The 20011-nt window shown below is 63.3% G+C and carries 20 protein-coding genes; 14 read left to right on the top strand and 6 right to left on the bottom strand.

Translation table 11 applies throughout. The features are described 5' to 3' along the window. Window positions 1-12: 12 nt before the first annotated feature. Together VF769_RS09115 and VF769_RS09110 are read right to left on the bottom strand one after the other, a co-directional pair. Window positions 13-1245 (bottom strand): M48 family metallopeptidase, encoded by a 1233-nt coding sequence (locus VF769_RS09115; protein WP_331008083.1) that lies wholly within the window; start codon window positions 1243-1245, stop codon window positions 13-15. Beyond that, complete coding sequence (locus VF769_RS09110; protein ID WP_331008082.1) at window positions 1242-2366, bottom strand: DUF898 family protein; 1125 nt, start codon at window positions 2364-2366, stop codon at window positions 1242-1244. Before VF769_RS09110 ends, VF769_RS09115 begins: the two co-directional genes overlap by 4 nt. A 264-nt stretch (window positions 2367-2630) precedes the next feature. Between VF769_RS09110 and aspS the strand changes: the two genes are divergently transcribed. Both aspS and VF769_RS09100 read left to right on the top strand, forming a co-directional pair. Further along, a complete protein-coding gene (gene aspS / locus VF769_RS09105) occupies window positions 2631-4433 on the top strand; it encodes an aspartate--tRNA ligase (protein ID WP_331008081.1) in 1803 nt (600 codons plus the stop codon). Between the two features lie 72 nt (window positions 4434-4505). Next, entirely contained in the window at window positions 4506-5672 is a 1167-nt protein-coding gene (locus VF769_RS09100; RefSeq protein ID WP_331008080.1) for a hypothetical protein, read from the top strand. Here VF769_RS09100 and VF769_RS09095 read toward each other — a convergent pair. Both VF769_RS09095 and VF769_RS09090 read right to left on the bottom strand, forming a co-directional pair. Further along, window positions 5669-6151 (bottom strand): pentapeptide repeat-containing protein, encoded by a 483-nt coding sequence (locus VF769_RS09095; protein ID WP_331008079.1) that lies wholly within the window; start codon window positions 6149-6151, stop codon window positions 5669-5671. The two genes, VF769_RS09100 and VF769_RS09095, sit on opposite strands and share 4 nt — an antisense overlap. 117 nt (window positions 6152-6268) lie before the next feature. Beyond that, window positions 6269-9085, bottom strand: coding sequence for a hypothetical protein (locus VF769_RS09090; protein WP_331008078.1), 2817 nt, complete (start codon window positions 9083-9085; stop codon window positions 6269-6271). A 191-nt stretch (window positions 9086-9276) separates the two neighbouring features. Here VF769_RS09090 and VF769_RS09085 point away from each other — a divergent pair, with 191 nt between their 5' ends. The 12 genes from VF769_RS09085 (at window position 9277) to VF769_RS09030 (ending at window position 18280) form a co-directional block, all read left to right on the top strand. After that, complete coding sequence (locus tag VF769_RS09085; protein WP_331008077.1) at window positions 9277-9684, top strand: NADH:ubiquinone oxidoreductase subunit NDUFA12; 408 nt, start codon at window positions 9277-9279, stop codon at window positions 9682-9684. Then, window positions 9681-10160: an MlaD family protein gene (locus VF769_RS09080; protein WP_331008076.1), complete on the top strand. Its 480-nt coding sequence runs from the start codon at window positions 9681-9683 to the stop codon at window positions 10158-10160. Before VF769_RS09085 ends, VF769_RS09080 begins: the two co-directional genes overlap by 4 nt. Beyond that, window positions 10157-10522: a DUF2155 domain-containing protein gene (locus VF769_RS09075; RefSeq protein WP_331008075.1), complete on the top strand. Its 366-nt coding sequence runs from the start codon at window positions 10157-10159 to the stop codon at window positions 10520-10522. Before VF769_RS09080 ends, VF769_RS09075 begins: the two co-directional genes overlap by 4 nt. Before the next feature lie 108 nt (window positions 10523-10630). After that, window positions 10631-11035, top strand: a complete 405-nt coding sequence (locus VF769_RS09070) for a DUF1761 domain-containing protein (RefSeq protein ID WP_331008074.1) — start codon at window positions 10631-10633, stop codon at window positions 11033-11035. Between the two features lie 88 nt (window positions 11036-11123). Continuing rightward, window positions 11124-11909, top strand: a complete 786-nt coding sequence (surE, locus tag VF769_RS09065) for a 5'/3'-nucleotidase SurE (RefSeq protein ID WP_349258123.1) — start codon at window positions 11124-11126, stop codon at window positions 11907-11909. A gap of 3 nt (window positions 11910-11912) precedes the next feature. Then, on the top strand, window positions 11913-12542 hold the full coding sequence (locus tag VF769_RS09060; protein ID WP_331008072.1) for a protein-L-isoaspartate O-methyltransferase family protein: 630 nt from the start codon (window positions 11913-11915) through the stop codon (window positions 12540-12542). A 39-nt stretch (window positions 12543-12581) separates the two neighbouring features. Continuing rightward, window positions 12582-13610 carry a M23 family metallopeptidase gene (locus VF769_RS09055; RefSeq protein WP_331008071.1) on the top strand — a complete coding sequence of 343 codons (1029 nt, stop codon included), beginning with the start codon at window positions 12582-12584 and terminating at the stop codon, window positions 13608-13610. Between the two features lie 157 nt (window positions 13611-13767). Continuing rightward, a complete protein-coding gene (gene yajC, locus VF769_RS09050; RefSeq protein WP_331008070.1) occupies window positions 13768-14115 on the top strand; it encodes a preprotein translocase subunit YajC in 348 nt (115 codons plus the stop codon). Between the two features lie 5 nt (window positions 14116-14120). Beyond that, window positions 14121-15719 (top strand): protein translocase subunit SecD, encoded by a 1599-nt coding sequence (gene secD / locus VF769_RS09045; RefSeq protein WP_331008069.1) that lies wholly within the window; start codon window positions 14121-14123, stop codon window positions 15717-15719. Between the two features lie 14 nt (window positions 15720-15733). Further along, window positions 15734-16777 carry a protein translocase subunit SecF gene (gene secF / locus VF769_RS09040; RefSeq protein ID WP_331008068.1) on the top strand — a complete coding sequence of 348 codons (1044 nt, stop codon included), beginning with the start codon at window positions 15734-15736 and terminating at the stop codon, window positions 16775-16777. Between the two features lie 45 nt (window positions 16778-16822). After that, the gene (locus VF769_RS09035; RefSeq protein ID WP_331008067.1) at window positions 16823-17452 is read left to right on the top strand and encodes a urate hydroxylase PuuD; all 630 of its coding nucleotides are present in this window, start codon (window positions 16823-16825) and stop codon (window positions 17450-17452) included. A 96-nt stretch (window positions 17453-17548) separates the two neighbouring features. Then, window positions 17549-18280 carry a squalene/phytoene synthase family protein gene (locus VF769_RS09030; protein WP_331008066.1) on the top strand — a complete coding sequence of 244 codons (732 nt, stop codon included), beginning with the start codon at window positions 17549-17551 and terminating at the stop codon, window positions 18278-18280. Here the strand turns inward: VF769_RS09030 and VF769_RS09025 are convergent. Then, window positions 18277-19005 (bottom strand): DsbA family protein, encoded by a 729-nt coding sequence (locus tag VF769_RS09025; RefSeq protein WP_331008065.1) that lies wholly within the window; start codon window positions 19003-19005, stop codon window positions 18277-18279. The genes VF769_RS09030 and VF769_RS09025 overlap by 4 nt on opposite strands. A 67-nt stretch (window positions 19006-19072) precedes the next feature. Beyond that, window positions 19073-20011, bottom strand: a 939-nt coding sequence (locus VF769_RS09020) for a tetratricopeptide repeat protein (RefSeq protein ID WP_331008064.1), incomplete at its 5' end; no start/stop codon positions are given.

The raw sequence follows: 20011 nt of genomic DNA, 5'->3' as shown, positions 1-20011 counted from the left end.
GAAGCGGCGCTTCTAGCTTGCCCGGCTCGGAGAGGGAAGCCCGCCGGTGCGCGGCGCTAGGGCCTTGGGGGCCGGGATCGCTTCCGGCTTGCCCGGCCCGCCTTCCAGCGGCGGTGCTGAGGCATCCGGCGGCGCCGCTGGTGAGGTGGTTTCGGGGGCGGTTGGCGTTGCCTCCACCTCGGTTTCGCCGCCGCCGCAGGCTGCGCGGACGATGCGCCAGTCTGCGTCGCTGATCGAGGGGGCGAGATTGGGCCTTGAGCGGGCGCGCGCCGCCGCGGCGCGCTCGGCGGTGGCGGGGTGGCTGGACAGCAGCGTGGGGATGTCGCCGCCCTGTTCCTCGGTCATTTCATTGAGGCGCGCGAACAGGCGGGCGACGCCGCCAGTGTCGATCTGGGCGGCGTCCATATAATCGAAGCCGCGTTCGTCGGCGTCGGTCTCGTCGTCACGGCTGTACTGGAGGCCGGTCAAGTTCACTGAGGCGATGGCGATGGCCTGACCCGCGCCGGCGCCGCCGAAGACGATATCGAAGAACACGCCCGCGCCGACGTTGCGGATGATGTTCTTCATGACGTGGTTGTGCTCGATGTGCGCGATCTCGTGTGCGAGTACGCCCGTCACCTCATCGGGACTCTCGGCCATGGCGATCAAGTCGTCGGTGACGATGATGGAATGGTCTGGCAGCGCGAACGCGTTAGGGAACGGCGCATCGACGATGGTGATCCAAATATCGTCGCGGCGCGGCACATTGGACGCTTCCATCATGCGATAGGCGACATCGTTCAAAATTCGTGCGGCCTCGTCGCTGTCGTCGCAATAGTTGGTGAAGGCATTGACCTGTGACCAGGAGATGTCTGCGATCTGATTGCGCTGACGTTCGGGGATCACGTCGGCAAGCGGCGCCGCGGCGAGCGGCACCCCAATGAGGAAGGTCGCAGCGAGCGTCCAAGCCGCAGCGACAAGGCCGCCGACCACCGGCAAGCCCTCAATGCCGAACGCACGCGGCTTAAACAGGTCCGGCACATGCGTCTGCAATTCGGACTCTTGATGCAGCATCAGGCGCTCGCCCGTATCTGGCTTGCGCTTGAGCATGACGCGGCCGGAGCCGTCATCGGCGCGGCGAAGTTCGGCGTACGCCCAGACGTGGGTTTGGTCGCCTACCTGGATGGTCAGACTCTCGGCGCCGAGTTCGACGCTTGCGTCGTAAGTGATGGCGGCGCGGCCGTCGGCGTAACGGGCAAGGATCATACGACGCCCACCCCCATATCGAGATCGAAGGCGTCACCTAAGCCTTCGCCTGAAGCGCCCTCTGGCACGATGCTTTGGCCGATTTCCGCGAATTTCGGCGCGCCGATCACTTCGAGCCGATTGATCACGTAGCGCACTTGCAAGAAGCCCGCGACCGGCGCGAGCAATGTCAGAGAGAAGATGGTGATGAGCCAGCCCGCAAGCGTGACCCAGAAAAGTGAGAACGTTTTGGCGTTGAGCTTAAAGCGTGCGCCGTCCAGCTCTATGAGCGAAGCAATGCGGTTCATGGCGGCGGCGTTGTAGGGCGCCCAAGCCAGGATCATCAGCAACAGAGCAAGCGCGATCGAGGCAAGGCCGATGACGCCAAAATAGAGTGCAGCTTGTTCGGGCGGAGCACCGTTTTCAGCTTGTGCAATTGCATCGCCGAAGCCGAGCGTCAGCGCGATCATGAACACAATCATATACGAGACGAACAGCGCGAACAGCGAGCCGAACCATCCAATTGCGAACGGCCACCACATGCCCTTCTGCGGGCTTTCGCCGTCGTCGATGAATTGGAAGGGCTGGTCGCCGAAGCGCGCATTGTCCCACATCAGCTTGGCGCGGTTCATGCGCGCCGCGGGGGTGTACCAGCCGAGCGACAAGGTTTGCAGAATGGTCCAGCCGAACGAGGCGAAGGCGTAGCGCGCGGCTGATCCGGCGAGGCCAAAACGGATGCCGCGCCAGCGGGTGCGGGAGAGCTGATAGCGACGCATCAGGTAACGCGCGGCGGCGATCAGCGGGTTGGCGACGATGTAGAAGCCAAACGAAAGCCAGCCGGCCGTAACCGGATCCATCATCAACGGTGCGATGTAAAAGATGAAGATCGCCGGCAGGAAGAAGCAGGGCAGCGAAATCAGAAAGCCGCGGAAGAGCTCCCAGGCCGACCCCGTATATTCCAGCGGGTCGCCCATGACCCAAACGCGCGACCAAAGCCGGCGGCGCATCGCCGTGCGCGCCCAGAAGCGGTAGAGGGTGAGCGTGGCCAGAGTCAGGCCGGCGTTCTTAAGGGCAAGCTTCAGCACGTTGCCCAGCTTGCCGCTGTGGGCGAAGGCTTGCGTCGGCGCAGCTTCCAGCGTCATGAAATCCCCCGCCGCCAACCTAGCGGTGCATTGAGCCAGGGTCGATTCCGGACATGAATGCGAAAGCGCCGCCGCCCAAGAATGACCGCGAAAAGCGGTTGGCTGAGGCTCTGAAGCGCAATATTGGCCGCCGGAAGGCGGCGGTGAAGCCTGTGGATAAGAAATAGCGCTCCAGGTCGTTGGGCCAGGGCAGGGCTTGCCTTGACAACCTGCGCCCCCCCTGCGCCTCTCCGCGCCAAAATCCCTGACTCCCCGGAGCCCCTAATGCACGCCTACCGTACCCACACCTGTGGCGCCCTTCGCCCGGCCGACGCCGGCAAGGACGTACGTCTGGCCGGCTGGGTGCACCGCAAGCGCGACCACGGCGGGCTGCTCTTCATCGATTTGCGCGACAATTATGGTCTGACCCAGATCGTGATCGCGCCGTCGAGCCCGGCGTTCGCGATTGCCGAGCGGCTCCGCGCCGAAAGCGTGATCCGCATCGACGGCAAGGTGGTGGCGCGGACGGCTGAAACCGTGAATGCGAACCTGCCGACAGGCGCGGTTGAAGTCCAGGCGGCGGCGCTGGAAGTGCTGGGTGCGGCTGAAGAATTGCCGCTGCCCGTGTTCGGCGAACAGGAATACCCGGAAGACATTCGCCTCAAATATCGCTTCCTCGATCTGCGCCGCGAGAAGCTGCACAAGTCGATCCTACTGCGTAGCCAAGTGATCGCGAGCTTGCGCCGCCGCATGATTGATCAGGGCTTCACCGAGTTTCAGACGCCGATTTTAACGGCGTCGTCGCCGGAAGGTGCGCGCGACTTCTTGGTGCCGTCGCGTCTGCATCCGGGCAAGTTCTACGCGCTGCCGCAAGCTCCGCAGCAATTCAAACAGCTGCTGATGGTGGCGGGCTTCGACAAGTATTTCCAAATCGCGCCGTGCTTCCGCGATGAAGACGCGCGCGCTGATCGTAGCCCGGGCGAATTCTATCAGCTCGATTTCGAGATGAGCTTTGTCACGCAGGAAGACGTGTTCAACGCGATCGGGCCGGTCTTGGCCGGCGTGTTCGAGGAATTCGGCAATGGCAAGCGCGTGACGCCGGCCAACGAATTCCCGCGTATCCCGTATGCGGAGGCGATTTCAAAGTATGGCTCGGATAAGCCCGATCTGCGCAACCCGCTGATCCTGCAGGACGTTAGCGAGCATTTCCGCGGCGGCGGCTTTGGCGTGTTCGCGCGCATTCTGGAAAAGCCAAAAACGGCGGTGTGGGCTGTGCCCGCGCCGAACGGCGGCTCGCGCGCGTTCTGCGATAAGATGAACTCGTGGGCGCAAAGCGAAGGCCAGCCGGGCTTGGGCTACATCTTCTGGCGCGAAGGCGAAGAAGGTGGCGCGGGGCCGATCGCCAAGAACATTGGCGCTGAGAAGGCCAACGCTATTCGCGAACAGCTTGGCTTGAAGGTGGGCGATGCGGCGTTCTTCGTCGCGGGCGAGCCTGCGAGCTTCTACAAATTTGCGGGCCTCGCACGGAATAAAGTCGCTGACGAATTGAACTTGGCCGACAAGGACCAGTTCAAATTCTGCTGGATCGTCGATTTCCCGATGTACGAATGGAGCGAGGAAGAAAAGAAGATCGACTTCTCGCACAACCCGTTCTCGATGCCGAATTTCGACCACGAGAAATTCTTGAAACTCGACGTCAGCGATCGCGACACGATCGAAAAGATCACCGCGTTCCAATACGACATCGTCTGCAACGGTGTGGAGCTGAGTTCGGGCGCGATCCGGAATCACAAGCCGGAAATCATGATCAAGGCGTTTGAACTCGCCGGCTATCCGCAGAGCGTGGTGGAAGAGAAGTTCGGCGGCATGCTGAACGCGTTCCGCTTCGGCGCGCCTCCGCACGGTGGTTCGGCGCCGGGCGTGGACCGCATCGTCATGCTGCTCGCGGGCGTCGAGAACATCCGCGAAGTCATCGTCTTCCCGTTCAATCAACAGGCTCAAGACCTGATGATGAACGCGCCGGGCGAAGTGACGCCAAAGCAGCTGAAAGAGTTGCATATCCGCGTCGTCGAGCCGCCGAAGGGGTGATTGGGACGGGACCTAAGAAGCAACGTCTGGCTTCCAGCGCGATAAAGCTTTAGGTTGTCTGGGGAGAACCAGATGCGGTTGTTGCAGCTTTCGATCCTGACGCTTGGGCTATTGCTGGCGCCAAGTGCGTCAGCGCAGCAAAGTAGCGCCGTGCAGCATTATCGCGCTTATTTGTCGGCGCTGGAGCGTGGTGACGTTCAAGCGGCGGCAAGCGAAGCGCAATTGGCCCTTGAAGCGTCGCAGGCACGCGATGGCGATGGCGGGCGGACGGCGGTGCTTGCGCTCAATGTGGCGACCTCCAGACTCGCCGCTGGTGATGCCGCAGCCGCGACGCAGGCGGCGCAGTACGCGCTGAATTTGGCGCGCGGCGGCGCGGATGGTGTCAACGTCGACTTTGCCGAACTCATCTTGGCGCGGGCAAATCTGGCTCTGGGAGCGGAAGACGCGGCCGCGGTCTATGCTGAGCGACTGAGCGCCCTCTTGAACGCGCCGAGCGCGGAGACTCTTGACGACCAAGAGGTCTATCTGGCGGGCGCCCAACTCGGAAACTGGGGGCTGGAGCATAGTTCATATGAACTTGCCCAACGTGGCTGGGCGGCGGCGGGTGCGCGACCATCAGGTTCGCCGTCGGGAGCGGCTTTCGGGCTTGGTCGCGCGCGCACATACGAAGCTATTTCCATAATCCTCAATGAACTCGACCGACATCGGCTGGGACGGTTTAGTCAGGAAGACGCCTATGATGCACACGCCTTGCTGAGCGAAGCCGCGCGGGCGCTGCATCCGCTCACCGATGAATCCCCGTCTCTAGAGCTGACGGCTGCGCAGCAAATGTATGCGGAATCACGTGCCTGGATCAGTGCGCTCGAAGCCCTGCTTATGTCGGAAGGCGTGCCTGTCCCCGAAGCGCCGGAGGAGGCCCAGGGTGATGCGGATGGTTGGAGCGAAGTGGGAGCGGTCGATCTCACGCGCCCCCGTTGTCAGATGCGATTGGTAGCGTCCCCCCTGCCACGCTACGCCATTTCCGCGCAGGTTGCCGCGGTCGTGGTCTTTTTTCGCGTAAATGCGGCGGGCGAAATTGAGCACTCACAGATTGCCGCACGCGCGGGCGCTGAGCAGTTCGCTACTGAGGTCGAACGCGTAGTCGGACGGTGGCGGGTTGAGCGGGAGGAGGGTTCCACGCCGAACTGCCGAATGGAGTCCAACATTCTTCGCACTATTCGATTTGTAGCGCGACGCTAGTCGCAAACCCGGACGCGCAAGCCGCGCGGCGCGAGCGTCTCGTCGTCGCCGCAAGCCTGGTTGAGCTGTGCTTGGGTGAGGCCGTGTGCTTCGGCGAGATCGGCGCCGTGGATGCGCGCGCGCAGGAAGATCGCATCCGTCACGTCGGCGCTGTCGAACTTCATGTAGCTCAGATCGGCGTCAGTGAAATTCGCTTCGACGAATTCTGATTCTGTCCCATCGGCGCGCCGCATCACGCTGCGCGTGAAGTTTGAGCGATTGAACACCGAGTTCGACATCTTGGCGCCGGCGAGGATGCGCCCTGAAAGGTCGCAATCCTCGCACACCCCGCCATAAGCCGGTGAAAGCGCAATGCGTGTTGAGCCGCCGAACGGCCAGAACGCGAGCGCCTGGCCGCCAAACGCTACAGCCAGCGTAGCGCCCGCGATCGCGAGGAGGCGGAATTGTGTCAACACGTGGACGGCGATAGGTCCGCCCAAGTGTTCGCGCCAGTGAAATGTGGGTAAGCGAGGATTGTTACTTATTGTTTCAAGCCGTGCGACACAGTCTAACCTGTGGGCAAGGTTGTCGTTGCGCTCTCGTAAGAAGTATTCACGTTAGCCGCCGCTGGCTTCGCCTGTCGCGCCGCAGGCGGCGCATTTGCCGGATTGTTCGACGGTGAAGTGGCCGCAGGCGCTGCACGGTTCGTTGCGATAACCGGTTGCGGCTGGGCGCGCGGGCGCTGCGGTCGGCTTCTCGTCGCGACGATCGCGGGACTCGGCAGCGCGCGGGCGCAGCATCACGAGATTGTCGGGCGATGCGCCGCGAGCGAATCCGCGCGAGATGAGGCGGGCGGCGCTCTCGGCGTCTTGCGCGTGCTTGGAGAGCCCGTCGCTGCGCGCTTCGAATGGATCGACTTGGGCGAGGTCGGCGCGGCCGAGATACGAGACGGCGAGTTCGCGGAAAATGTAGTCGAGGATCGACGTGGCGTGGCGGATGGTGTCGTTGCCGCGCACTTCGCCGGCGGGCTCGAAGCGTGTGAACAGGAAGGCGTCGACATATTCTTCAAGCGGCACGCCATATTGCAGGCCGATCGAGATCGAGATCGCGAAATTGTTCATCAGCGAGCGGAAGGCCGCGCCTTCCTTGTGCAGATCGATGAAGATTTCGCCGAGTTCGCCGTCGTCATATTCGCCGGTGTGCAAATAGACTTTGTGGCCGCCGACTTGGGATTTTTGGATGTACCCCTTGCGGCGCTCGGGCAGACGGCGGCGCTCAACGCGCGCGGGGGCCGGTTGCGCTGGCGCAGCAGCGATGATCGCGGGTGTTGGCGCAGGCGATGTTGGCGCACTGGGGCGCGATTCCTCTGCGACGTCCTCTTCGAGCGCTGGCAGCGTGAGCGTGATCGGCGGCGCTTCGGCGCGGATGTTGATCAGCGCAATGCCGGCCGCTTGTGCTGCTGCAAGCAATTCGGCGCGGCGTTCGTTACTGGCGTCGCCGAGCGCGATGTCGAGCGCGGTGCGTGCATACGGCGCGACAGCGGCGGCCATCGCGATGCGCGCTTCAGGCGCGATGTCGCGATCGCTGGCGAAAATGGCGGCGTGTGCGTCAGGCAAGATCGGCGCGCCCTTGAGATCGCCCGCGCCCGTGCAGAACGCCTCGGCTGCAGCGATGTCGTCTTCGCTGAAGCCGAGCGTTTTTAGAAGATCACCGCGCTTGCCGGCGGCGACGTCGGGCGGAAGCTTCAGCACCTCTTGGCAAAGCTCCGGTCCGATCACAAGCGGATGCACGGCGGCGCGCAGGTTGAACGCATCGGCGGCGGCTTCTTCGATGGCTTCGAGCGCGGGCTCGGTGAGGCCGAGTTTTTCGAGGCGTTCAAGATTGACGCCCGGTGCGCCGCGCAGGGTGCGGCGGCCTTCGACGTGAAGCGTGAGCGCGTTGATCTCGTCAGCGTTGTAGCCAAGCGTGGCGAGGCCGGCGCGCGCGTCGTCGCTGAGCATGCGACCGAAGCGGCCGTCCTCGCGTTGGCCGAAACCGGCGACGCTGGGTGCGGGCGCGGCGCCGAGAGCGGAGACGCCCAGACGCCGCGCACTGCCAATGTCACGTGCGAAAGCGATCGCGACGGAGGCGCGCAGACCCGCGTTCTTCGCACCCGGTAGGCCGCGATAGATCGTTTGCGCGCGCGCGGCGATAGCGCCTTTGAGTGACGCCGCCGCGTCACGCGCAGCTTTCACCGACGCTTCTTCCGTGCGTTTCGACTTGCTCCATTCCGGGTAGGCGTGCTTGGCGTCGGCAAGGGCGGCGCTTTCGGAGATCGCGGTGGCGTGCGCGAGTGCGGCGACAGATGCGGCAAGCGTGCGGCCAGCATCGCTGTCGTAGGCGAGGCCCGCGCGCATCAGCAGCGCGGCGAGGCCTTCCAGACGAATGAGGATTGGGCGGCGCGGCGCGCCATGCGCGCCATGAGCTGCGTCGAGTGTTTGTACGAGTGCGCGGATCGCGGCTTCGAAGCCGGCGATGTCGAAGGTCTTGTCGGCATCGTGGAAGCGCGAGAGTGCGATGCCGGCGCCGATAACGCTGGTTTCGTCGGATGCAGCGAACGCGCCGGTGGGATCGATGGCGCCTTCGCCAAATGCGGTGAGGCTGTGTGCGCCAGCCTCTGCCGCAGCGATGGCGACGCGACGCCGCGCGGGATCGGCGCCGGCGTCCAGTGCTGCACTGTAAGCGCCACGTGTCACGGCGCCGGCCAGGGCCGCGAGAATATCAGCGTCTGGTGCGCCGGCGAGACGCGCGGCGGCGGCTTTGCGGCGGACGCCGCCGTTCTCGATGTTCAGGCCGTTGCGCACGGCTTCGATGGCGAGATCGGCGAGCGCTGTGTCGAGCGCGCGCGCGCCGGCGGCGAGGGCTGCGCCAGCGCGGATGCGCGCGGCTTCATCCGCAACCAAGCTATCGCCATCACAACGCACCAGAATAGAGGCGCCGTCGCGGCCTTCCGGATCGGCCATGCGCGCGGCGGCATCGAGCGCATCGAGCGCGGCCGGCGTCGGATTGCCGGCGATGCCAATTTTGGCGCCGGCGGCGAGCAGTGTTTGCGCGCGCGCGATCGCGCTCAATTCTTCGCGCTTGTCCTTCGGCCAATGCAGAAGTGCAGCGGAGAGAGCGAGTTCGGCGCCGTCCGCTATCGCCGCGCGCAGCAGTGGCGGATCGAGCGTGACTTGGCCCGCGGCGATCAGTGCGTTGAGGCGATCGGCCAGCGTGTTGTCCTCAGCCCAGAGGCCCAACCTGGCGGTCGCTCGGGCCAGCGCCTTGGTGATGCTCGGCCCGGCAGGTGTATCCACGGCGATCCCAGCTTCGAGGGCGGCTTGCACCATGGTCTCGGACCATTGCGCGGGCGCTTGAGCGGCGGAGCGCGATTCCTGATCGAAGTCCTGAGCCATGGAGAGTCTCCTATGGGCCCGGAACATACGCTTGCGTCGCGTATCGGATCAATATCTAGTATGAAACGACCGGGGATTATCCCAAGATATTGTTTCGCACCCGCACTGGACGCCGCGCGGGCGCTTCGTCATATTGCGGCCGCCGCGAACCAGGGCCGCAATACTGGCGCGGAGGAGTCTCAATTCAGCCCATGCTTAAGCGCATCTTCACCTGGTGGAACGGGGCCACTCTGGGGGCCCTGTTCGATATCGGCCGCCGAGGAGCCTTCGTGGGCGAAGACGAGCAAGGCAATCGCTATTACGAGGAGCGCCGGCCGAGCATCGAAGGCCGCAAGCGCCGCTACGTCATTTATAATGGGTTGGCTGAAGCCTCGCGCGTGTCGCCGGATTGGCATGGTTGGATGCACCACACGCTCGCCGAGCCGCCGACGGTGCAGCCGCTGAAGCGGCAAAAGTGGGAAAAGCCGCATCAGCCGAATTTGACTGGCACTGTGTTCGCATATCGCCCGAAGGGTTCAATTGCGCGCGGTGGCGAGCGCCAAGCGTCGAGCGCGGATTACGAAGCGTGGACGCCGGACGCCGCGGAGCCGCGCTCATGAACAATTTCGAACGCTGGGGCGAGACGATCGTCGGCGCGGCGGTTGCTGTGGTGGCGATCGGCTTCTTCGTGTTCGCCGCCACGCAAGCGGGCGCGACGAGTAGCGCGAACGGCTACGAATTGTTTGGTCGCTTTCAGCGCGTGAATGGCGTGGCGGTTGGAACGGATGTTCGCATTTCGGGCGTGAAAGTCGGGGTGGTCCGCAGTGTTGAATTGGATCCCGAAACTTACGAAGCGCGCGTCGTCATGGTGATCAATGATGGCGTGCAAATTCTAGATCAGTCTGCTGCGCAGGTTTCTGCCGATGGCTTGCTGGGGGGCGCTTACATCGCAATTGAGCCGTCTGGTCTCGATCCTTTGCCGCCGGGCGGCGAGATCGCCTACACTGAAGGTGACAAAGACTGGCTGACGCTGTTTGCAGGCTTCGCCCAATCGCAAGGCCAAAGCCAATCTCAGGAAGAAGCTCCGACTCCATGATCCGCACGCTTGTCGCCGCGCTTGTGTTTTTCATAGCCGCTGTGGGTCCAGCCCACGCGCAGCGCGCTGTTATTCGCGGTCTCGACAAAATCACCGGTCATGCCCGTGATTACACGCTGACGATCGGCCGGGCCGAGCGCGTAGGCTCGCTTGAGGTGATCGCGCGGGCATGCACCAAGAGCGCGCCGGAAGAAACGCCGGAAGTGCGCATCTATGTCGAAGTGTTCGACAATCCGCCGGCGCGTGAAGGCGAGGAGGCCGAGCGCGCGGAAATCTTCCACGGCTGGCTGTTTGCCTCGAGCCCGGGCCTCAATGCTGTGGACCACCCGACGTGGGACATTTGGGCGATCGACTGCCGTTAGTCGCTCGCGAGCTTCGCCCGCGATAGTTGAATCACCTAAGGGAAAGAACACTTCGGCGTTAAGCTGATGCGCGACGGCGGCTGAACGCACGCCGGTAGGGAGGTGCGCATGCGCATCATGGGCCACAATTGGTTGGCGATCATAGCGGCGGCGATCGCGATCTACCTGATTGAGTACGTCATCTTCGGCATGATGATGACCGGCGAACAATATATGGCGATGACCGGACTCACGCCCGAGAGCGTCGATTACGGCTTAGCTAGGATGCCAGTCGGCGCGGTTATGCCGGTTCTTGCGGCGATCGGTTTGTCGATGGCGATTAAATGGCGGGACAAGCCCGGCTGGATCGGAGGCGTCACCACGGCGCTGCTGGTCGCAATCCTGTTTGTCTTCCCGACCAGTCTTTACTCCTACGTCTATGGCGGCCACAGCGAACAATTCGTGGCGATCAACTTGGCGCATTTCCTGGTCTGTTACGCGGCCGCGGGGGCCATCCTAGGCGCGTGGAAGTAATTTAGGGCGACATGCGCGCTCGGCGGTGGGGCGATAGGTGGATCAAGCCTATTGCCTTACGGCCTTATTGCCGTACTGCCTTAGCCGCATGCGCATTCTCTGCACCAATGATGACGGCATTCACGCGCCTGGGCTGAAGATCTTGGAGAAGATCGCGCGTGCATTCTCCGATGATGTGTGGGTGATCGCGCCAGAAAATGAGCAATCGGGCGCGTCACGAGCGTTGACGCTGACGGCGCCGATCCGGGTGCGGGAGGCGGGCGAGAAGCGCTTCGCCATCACAGGTACGCCGACGGATTGCGTGCTGCTGGGTGTGGAGCATCTGATTGAAGGCGCGAAACCTGACCTCGTGCTCTCGGGCGTCAATCGCGGACAAAATATCGCCGAGGATGTGACGTTTTCGGGCACGATCGCAGGCGCGATGCAGGGCATGCAGTTTGGTATTCCCGCGATCGCGCTTTCACAGGCGCGCGGGTTTCGTGGCGAAGAAGCGGCGATCCCTTGGGAGACGGCGGAGGCTTTTGGAGCTGGGATCGTCGGCCAATTGCTGAAGCACGGCTGGCCCAAAGACGTATTGATGAACGTGAATTTCCCCGACTTGCCGCCTGACCAAGTGAAGGAAGTCGAGATGACGACCCAAGGCCGACGCGATCAGCACATCATTTACGCGGACAAGCGCCAAGACCTGCGCGGCAATTCCTATTTCTGGCTGGGCTTTCGCGGCCAATTATCGAGCCCGCCGCGGGGGACGGATTTGCGCGCCATCTACGAAGGTCGCATTTCCGTCACGCCGCTGCATATCGATCTGACTCACATGCAGACGATTCATGACCTCAAAGGCGTATTGGGCGGCGCGCCGCCAAAGATGGAGTAGGGCTTGAGCGATCCCGCACGCTTGATGCGCTTTGTCCTGGAGATGCGCCAAGCTGGCGTGACGGACGCGCGCGTGCTGGCGGCAATGGAGCGCACCTCGCGCGCGCACTATGCCCCGACGCATCTCGAGGGGCTTGCGCTCGATGATGTCGCGCTGCCGCTCGGACACGGTCAGAGTATGACCAAACCCTCTCTGATCGGACGTATTGTGACCGCCCTTGATGTGCGACCAAACGATAGTGTGCTTGAGATCGGGACGGGGTCCGGCTTTCAGACCGGCGTGCTGTCGAATCTCGCGCACAGGGTCGTTTCCGTTGAACGCTGGCGCGACCTCGCGGCTGAGGCGCGCGGCAAGTTTGGACGCGCGCGGTTGATGCGGACTTACGCGCATGTCGGCGATGGCTATTCGGGCTGGGAAGACGATGCACCGTATGACCGGATTGTCGTCAACGCGGCGCTGGAGGACATTCCGCCCGCATTGCTGGAGCAATTGAAACCGGATGGCGTGCTGGTGGCCTCCATCGGCGATCGCCTGATTCGCTACCGCGGCGGCTCGCGCGAGGACTTGGGGGCGCTCAAGTTGCCGCCGCTCGAGCGGGGTTTGGAAGAGGGCGAGCTGGCGGCGCCGACTTAATTTGCGACCGCAGCCGATTCTGCGTGAGAGTGGAGGCGTATGACGCGCGCTGTTCTCTTGCTTGCGCTGTTGGCTGGCGCGTGCGCTTCGGCGCAGCCGGCGCCAATTTCGTATGGTCGCGGTGAGGCCGCGCCGCCGCGTGCGCCGGCCAGGATCGAAGACCGGCGGACGCCTGCCCCGGTAGAGACGCGAGCGCCGGCGAGGACGCCAGCGGCTCAAGAGGCGCCCGATTGGGCGGCGAGCGACGGCACGCCGCTGTCGACGTGGGCGCTGCAACCAGGCGAGGCCCAGCCCTACGATCCATCGGCCTTGCCACGCACGCATCGCGTCGGCGTCCATGAATCCCTCTATGACATCGCCTCCCGTTACCAAGTGCCGTTGCGCGCGCTGATCGATCAGAATGGATTGGAGCCGCCCTATGCGCTCACGCCCGGGCGCGAATTGCGTCTGCCGCCGCCGCGGTTTCACACCGTCGCCCAGAACGAGCGCTTCGAGGACATTGCGCGCGCGTACAATGTCGATACGCGCTCGCTGGCGCTGCTGAACCGGATGAGTGCGCCCTATCGCGTGCGCGTGGGCGACCGCATCGTGCTGCCAGCGATGGCGCGCGCCGAGCCGCCGCAGTCCTCAGCGTCGGCGCCCGCCCAGGCGGCTGCGTCAAGTGGCGCTCCGGCGGCGACAGCGGCGAACGCGCATCTGGTTTTGCCCATGCGGGGGCGGGTCGTGGCGCGGTTCGGCGCCCAGCCGAGCGGCGGGCGCTTGGACGGGATCGAGATCGCGGGCCGCGAGGGCGATCGGATCAGTGCGGCGGCCGACGGGGACGTTGTCTATGCGGGCTCGGACCTCCCCGCCTATGGCGAATTGGTTTTGGTCCGGCACGCCAACGATCTCGTCACCGCCTATGCCTACACGCGTCGGGCACTTGTGCGCGAAGGCCAGAGGGTGCGCGCGGGAGAGGCGATCGCTGAACTCGGGGGGCGTGCGGACGGTGGCGCGCGCTTGCTGTTTCAAGTGCGACAGGGCAGCACCCCGGTCGATCCCGCGCCGCTGCTAGGACTGACAAATTAAGGACTTATCTGCGGCGAAACGGCGCGAAGGTTCGCTCTAGAGCGATTGAAAAGGCGCGGGCTGGCTATATATTCGCCGCCTTCGCGGGGCAGGACGCTCCGGTCAAATCTCAACGGTCGCAGCGGCCCTTCCGACGCGCCGCAAATTGCGAGGATCAATGTTCATCTCAGAAGCTTATGCGCAGACCGCAGCCGGCGGCGATCCGACGACGGCGGTGTTCATGCAGATGCTGCCGCTCATTCTGATCGTGGTGGTGTTCTATTTCTTTCTGATCCGGCCGCAGCAACAAGCCCGCAAACGGCACATGGAAATGATCGCCAATCTGAAGCGAGGCGATGTCGTGGTCACCTCGGGCGGCTTCATCGGCAAAATCAAGTCGGTGCAAGATGACGAAGCGCGTGTCGAACTCGCGCCGAACGTGGAAGTGCGTGTTGTGCGCGGCACCATCGCCGAAGTGCGTGGCAAGACCGATCCCGCGCCCGCGAACGATTCCAAGCCGGAATAAATCTCATGCTGCAAGTCGCGCGCTGGCGCATCATTCTGGTCGCCGTGGTGACCGTGTTTGGGATTGCGTTCGCATTCCCGAACTTCCTGCCGCAAAGCGCGCGCGACAGCTTGCCCGGCTTCCTGCCACGGCAAGCCATCAATCTGGGTCTCGACCTGCAGGGCGGTTCGCAATTGCTGCTCGAAATTGACCGCGCGGCGATGCAGCGCCAGCAGCTCGACAACGTAGCCGATCAAATGGCGGCGGCCCTGCGCGAGGCTGAACCGGCCATTCGCTATACGGGCCGGGGCGTTGTTGGCGACGCCGCACGTGTGCGTTTGGTCGACCCCACGCAGATGGAGGCGGCGCAGCGTTTGTTGCGTCCGTTGGCGCTCTCCTCGACGGGCGGCGCAGAGATTTTGACCTTCAGCTCAGGTGCGGAAGGGTTGATTGAGGCGCGGATCACTGACGTGCATATGCGCGAGTTGAGCCGCCAAGCCGCGCAGCAATCGATCGAAATCATCCGCCGCCGGATCGACCCGACTGGCACCAGCGAAGTGACGATCGTCCGCCAAGGCGATGATCGCATTGTTGTTCAGGCGCCTGGCGTCAGCGATCCGGAAATGCTTAAGGAGCGCATCGGCCAGACAGCGCTGATGACATTCCACATGGTGCGCGAGATGAGCGCCGAGGAAGCGGCGTCAGGCCGCTTGCCGCCGGGCACGATGGTCGTACAGCCCTATCCGGGCGGCCGCGGCGCCGGGCCAGAGGTGGTGGAACGCCGTCCGCGCTTCACTGGTGAACGCTTAGTGCGCGCGAACCCGTCCACCGACGCGCAGACGGGCGAGTTTGTGCTGAGCTTCCAACTGGATTCCCAGGGCAGCACGTTGTTTTGCCGCATTACCCGCGAATTCACCGGACAACGCTTCGCCATTTTGCTCGACAACCAGGTGCTGACGGCGCCGAGCATCAATGAGCCGATCTGCGGCGGCTCCGGGCAGATATCCGGCGGCTTTACTGCGGAAACTGCGAACGAACTCGCTGTGATGCTGCGCGCTGGCGCGCTGCCGGTGCCGCTCACGGTGATCGACGAGCGCACCGTGGATGCGAGTCTTGGCCAAGACGCCATCAATGCTGGAACGACCGCTTCGATTATCGCTGGCGTGGTCACCTTCGTGTTCATGGTGCTGGCGTATGGCCTCTTCGGCGTGTTCGCCTGTATCGCCCTGGTGGTGAATTTCGTGCTGTTGATTGGCGCCATGAGCATGGTGGGCGCCGCGCTCACCTTGCCTGGCATCGCCGGTCTTATCCTCACGATCGCCATGGCCGTGGACGCCAACGTCATCATCTACGAGCGGATGCGCGAAGAAGCGCAGGCGGGGCGAAGTCCCGCGCTTTCGATCGACGCCGGGTTTAGCCGGGCGATGATCACCATCATCGACGCCAACTTGACGACGATTCTGGCGGCGATGATCCTCTTCCAGTTTGGGGCCGGCCCCGTGCGCGGCTTCGCCTGGACGCTGTCGATCGGCGTGATCACGTCCGTGTTCAGCGCCGTGTTGGTGACACAGCTTTTGATCGCTTGGTGGTTCCGCATGGCGCGGCCCAAGCAGATGCCGATTTAAGAGGACGGGAAATCATGGCTTCGTTCTGGCCTCTTATTCGCCTGCTGCCGAAGAAGACGAACTTCACGTACGTGAAATTTGCTGGGTTCGCCGCGGTGCTCTCAATTCTCGCTGTGAGCGCCTCGATCATTTCGGTTTTCACTGGCGGCTTTCGTGCAAACCCAATCGAGATCTATCAGCAAGCCGATGGCTCGCCGCTAGCGCGTATCGGCGCGATCATGGAACGCGGCTTCAATCTCGGCATCGATTTTCGCGGCGGCACATCGATTCTTATCGAAGCCCCTGGGCCGATTGACCAAGAAGCGTTGCGTGCGCTTGGACGTAGCGCCCAAGAGGGCGACGTCGAAGTTCAGGGTACGACCTGCCGTCCGACCAATGCGCCGCCCTATTGCGCGATCCTGAATTTCGAGACCGCACCAGACCAATCGGCGACCGTTGAAGAGATTCGCGCGGGCCTCGGTGCGGTGGCGCAGGGCGCGCGCATCGCGAACGTGGATTCTGTCAGCGCCAAGGTTTCGGAAGAACTCTTCTCCGGCGGTCTGATCGCGCTTGGTCTCGCGATCCTGTTGATGCTGGTTTACATCTGGTTCCGATTTGAATGGCAGTTCGGCCTCGGCGGCGTGCTGGCCCTGTTCCACGACGTGATTTTGACGCTCGGCCTGTTCTCGATCTTCCGCCTGGAATTTACGCTCACCATCATCGCCGCGTTGCTGACGATCGTCGGTTATTCGATGAACGATACGGTTGTTGTGTTCGATCGCATTCGCGAGAATCTGCGCAAGTACAAGAAGATGCCCCTGGGCGAGCTGATCGATCTCTCGCTCAACGAGACACTCTCCCGAACGATTATCACGGGTTGTACGGCGCTGTTTGCGCTGATCGGCTTGTATTTTGTCGGCGGAGAGGCGCTTTCGGGCTTCGCGCTTGCCATGATTTTCGGCATTGTCATCGGCACGTACTCGTCGCTCTACGTTGCCGCACCGGCGATCCTCATCTGGGGCGTCAAGCGCGGGCGGGAGGGCGGCGAAGCGCGGGGAGCGCCGCAGACGGCGGGCTAGGGCAAAGACCCCTCGCTCCGCGCGTGCCGGCTGGAGGGAGAGGGCATGGCCTGGTTTTTGTCTAATCTGCGTTACGTGGCGTGGACGGCGCTGGCCGTCGGCGCGCTGTTTTTGATCTATTTTGCGATGGGCGTTGCAGGCTTCGGCTTCGGCGATCCCGGCTTCTGGGAAGCGATCTGGCGCTGGAGTCACGTGCTGGCCGGCATCATGTGGATCGGCCATCTCTATTATTTCAATTTCACTCAGATCCCGAACATGCCGAAGATCCCGGACGAGCAGAAGCCTGCCGTCACCAAGGTGATCGCGCCGGCGGCGCTGTTCTGGTTTCGCTGGGGCGCGATGGCGACCTTGATCACTGGGCTCGCGCTGGCGGGCAACCAAGGGTATTTGCTGCAGGCGCTCACTCTGGGCGCAGCCGATGATCCGAGCTTTGCCGTGCCAAAGCATATTCTGATCGGCATCGGCATGTGGCTGGCCATCATCATGTGGTTCAACGTCTGGTTCATTATTTGGCCGAACCAGCAAAAGGCGTTGAACATCGCCAACAAGTATCCCGATCTCGACGCCGCCGCGAAGGCTGCAGCCGGCAAGACGGCGATGCTGTTCTCCCGCACGAACACGTTCTTGTCCGTGCCTATGCTGGTGGCGATGACGGGGGCCACCACGCTGTTCTAAGGACAGTGAGTTGCGAATAGCGAATATTGATTAGTGGGTAGGGGCGCTGCGGAGACGTGGCGCCCCTATTCGCTATTCGCTACTGACTATTCGCGCATGGAAGCTTTGGACGCCCTCGTTCGTCGCGTGGACGAAGATCGTTGGCTGGCGACGCGTTTTGCGTCGGCGGATGCGCGCGCGAAGCTCATCGCGCTTTACGCGGTCTATTACGAAATCGCGCACTCGACGGAGGCTGTGCGTGAAGCGGCGTTGGGCGACATCCGGCTCGAATGGTGGCGCGCCGGCGTCGAAGAGATCGCGGAAGGTAAGCCGCCGCGCGCGCCAGCTCTCGGCGCGCTGAGAGAAAGCGGCGCGCCGCTCGGCGTGTTGCCTGAGATCATCGCCACGCGCGCGCGCGATCTGGATGCGGCTCCGTTCGCGAGTTGGGCGGAGCTAGACGCTTACGTCGACGGCACTGCTGGCGCTTTGATGCGTGGCGCGGTCGAGGCTTGCGCGCCGGGTGCTGCAGAGGCTGCACAGGGGTTCGTGGAAACCGGCGCGCGCGCCTGGGGTTATACGGGTCTCTTGCGCGCCGCGGCGCATTGGCGGTCGCGGGGCAGGAGCGTGATCCCGCGCGAGGGGAGCTTGGAAGAGTTGAAGCAACGGGCGTGGGCGGCCTATGGCGCGGCGCGCAAGACATCACGCAGCGTGTCTGCCGACGCGTTCGCGGCGATCGGCTATGTCGCGTTCGCGCCGCGCTATCTTAAGGCGATGGCGCAGGAGCGGGATCTCTCGCTCTTCGCGCGCCATTCTGCGTTGATAGCGGCGGCGGCGACGGGACGGGTTTAGCGGCGGGCTTGGCGTTCGCGCGCTTCGCGGGTGGCTTCGCGCAAGCGAGCGTCAAGGCGCGTTTGGTCGAAGCCCGAGATAAGCTCGCCATTGATGACAAAGCCTGGCGTTCCGCTGATCTGGAAGTCCACGGCGTGTCCGCGATTGTCTTCAAGCAGCGCGGTGATCTCAGGTGTTTCCATGCCGCGCCGCATGCGAGAGACATCGATGCCGGATTGGCGCGCGATGCGGTCGATTTCAGCGGAGGTGAGTTGCTGGTTGAGCGGGAAGCTCATCAAAGCTTGGTGAAATTGCCAATAGCGGCCTTGCGGGCGCGCAGCCAGAACAGCGCGAGCTGCTTCCATGGATTCCGCCGAGAGGATCGGCAATTCTTTGAACACCACGCGCACGTCGTTGCGCGTACGCACGACATCGCTCAGCCATTCAAGTGCGGCGTGGCAATAGGCGCAGCGGTAGTCGTAGAATTCGACGATTGTGATCGGCGCGTTGGCAGGGCCCATCGAGAAATCGCGAGGATCGTTGCGGATTTGCTGCCAACGCTCGGCGGTGATGCGCGTCTCCAACGCGTCGAGCGCTTCGCGCAACACATCCGGATTTCGCACTAGATAGTCGCGAACGATGGCGCGGATCTCCGCCTGCTCCTGCGCATTAAAGTTCTGCGCCGCCGCGTTCGACGGCAAGTTCATGACGCAGACGAGGAAAGCGGCGATAAGAAAGCGCGCCATCAGGCGATCTCCAAGATATCGGAGATCAGGACATGGCGGCTTTCAGCTCAGGGAGCAAGTCAGCGGGCTAACTGCGCCGCCTTTCAGCGCGCTCCCGCACTTCGTTGCCGGAGAATGTCACGATGTCGGTCGCGCGCTGGTAAGAGGGTGTATTGCGCGGCAGCGTGCGACGCGCGCGTTCGGCGAAATTGAGCGCCGACCCATAATCGCCAAGGGCGAAGTTCTGCTCGGCGGATGCGAGTTCCGCCAGGCCTTGTTCGCCGCGCAGATCGCGCGCCTGGGCGAGTTCACGCCAAGCAAAGGCGTTGTCCGGCTCACGTGCGACGACCTGCTGGAGAATTTCGATGGCCTCGTCGGCGCCCGCGCGTTCGTGGGCGGCAACCAGCGCGCGCGCCAAATTTACCTGCAGCAAGGGTTGCCCTGGTGAGAGCTCCAGCGAGCGACGGTGATAAGCGATAGACTCTTCCGCTCGGCCGTTTTCGAACAGAATCTGGCCCATCAATTCCTGGTAATAAGGGTTGCTCGGGTCTTCCGCGATCAGGCTGTCCAGTTCTTGCCGCGCGCGCGGCAGATCGGAAACGCGATAATAGGCGACCGCGCGCGCATAACGCGCGGGCTGCGATTGGTCGCGCAGCGGATAGCGCGCCAAGGTTTGCCCCTGAGACTGGATGAAGCCGATCAGCTTCGCCTGCATGAATTGGAAGCGGCGGATATTTTCCGGCGTATCCACTGCATCGCGGTGCGGATTGTTGGCGACGCGCTGGCGCAACGCCTCGACGCGGTCCGATGAATAGGGGTGCGTCATCATGTAAGGCGGCATGCGGCGCGTCATGAATTCGTACGGGCGCATGTTGCGGTTGAAGAAGCTGATGAGGCCTTCGCCAGATTGGCCGCTTTGCTCAAGGAATTGCGCGCCGGCTTGGTCGGCGGCCGATTCCTGCACCTGGGTGTGGCGCACGAAGTTGGACATCGCGAATTGTTGCGAGCCGGCGATGAGGGCCGCGCC

This window comes from Vitreimonas sp., assembly GCF_036392335.1.
Taxonomy (GTDB): domain Bacteria; phylum Pseudomonadota; class Alphaproteobacteria; order Caulobacterales; family Aquidulcibacteraceae; genus Vitreimonas.
This window is presented reverse-complemented; position numbering and strand designations above follow the sequence as displayed.